Annotated in this window: 1 protein-coding gene and 1 pseudogene; one reads left to right on the top strand and one right to left on the bottom strand. The window is 65.9% G+C overall.

Going from position 1 to position 1,178, the window contains the following annotated elements; genetic code table 11:
- A partial coding sequence (locus ACFXIV_RS48145; protein WP_379421567.1) for a metal ABC transporter substrate-binding protein occupies nt 1–380 on the bottom strand: 380 nt, incomplete at its 3' end.
- A gap of 346 nt (nt 381–726) precedes the next feature.
- Here ACFXIV_RS48145 and ACFXIV_RS48140 point away from each other — a divergent pair.
- Nucleotides 727–1,178 (top strand): annotated as a pseudogene (locus ACFXIV_RS48140) (glycine--tRNA ligase); the annotation flags it as partial.

Genomic DNA, 1,178 nt, shown 5'->3' with positions numbered 1-1,178 from the left:
TCGTCGCCGTGGTCGTGGCCCTCGTGCTCGTCGTGGCCCTCTTCGGCGTGCTCGTCGTGGCCCTTCTCGCCGTGCTCGCCGTGCCCGTGCTCGTCGTGGCCTTCCTCGCCGTGCACATCGGTGCCGTGCTTCTCCAGCGTGGTGTAGGAGGTGGCCTCGGCGATGTTCTTGACGCCCGACTGCTCGACCGCCTCGTCCACGGCGGGCTGCAGCCCCTTGAGGTAGACGATCACGTCCATCTCGCTGAGCTGGCCGGTCTGCTTCGGGCTCAGCTCCAGGTCGTGCGGTTCGGTGCCGGGCTTGGTGAGGTTCTCGACCTCGACGTGCTCACCGCCGATCTGCTGTGCGAGATACGCCATCGGGTAGAAGGACGCGGCCACCCGCACCTTCCCGCTGCCGCCGCTGTCGCTGCCGCAGGCGGCGAGGCTGAGGGAGGCGAGACCGAGAGCGCTGAGCGCGTATGAGCCGACGAGGGCGGGGACCGATGTTCATGACACTCATTTTCATCCGAATTGGAAACGATTGTCAACTAAAGCTTCGCGCTCCGTGATCACGCCGCCCTCCTCGAAGGGATGATCCGGGACGGTCCCGAAGACTCCGGACGGCAGCCGGGTCGAATCCGGAACCGATTTGCCGCGCCCCCTACGGGCCCCAGTAATCTGGGGTATTCCGTCTCGTCGTCAATGAAGAGAGCACCGTGGCCGCCGACAAGATCGACACAATTGTCAGGTCTGGGAGGCGTCGGGCCATGTCTCCACCTTCACCGATCCGCTCACCGAGTGCACCTCGTGCCACAAGCGCTTCCGTGCCGACCACCTGACCGAGGCGTACGAGGCCAAGCACGGCCGCGAGCCGGAGAACGGCCTGGCCGACATCAACTGCCCGCACTGCGGCAACAAGGGCGGCTTCACCGAGCCCAAGCAGTTCTCCGGGCTGCTGTCCACCCACCTCGGCCCCACCCAGGACTCCGGCTCGGTCACCTACCTGCGTCCTGAGACCGCGCAGGGCATCTTCACCAACTTCGCCGCCGTCCAGCAGACCTCGCGCAAGAAGCCGCCGTTCGGCATCGCGCAGATGGGCAAGTCGTTCCGGAACGAGATCACGCCGGGCAACTTCATCTTCCGCACCCGCGAGTTCGAGCAGATGGAGATGGAGTTCTTCGTCAAGCCGGGCGAGGA

The organism is Nocardia sp. NPDC059236 (assembly GCF_042754085.1).
In the GTDB taxonomy this organism is placed as follows: domain Bacteria; phylum Actinomycetota; class Actinomycetes; order Mycobacteriales; family Mycobacteriaceae; genus Nocardia.
This window is presented reverse-complemented; position numbering and strand designations above follow the sequence as displayed.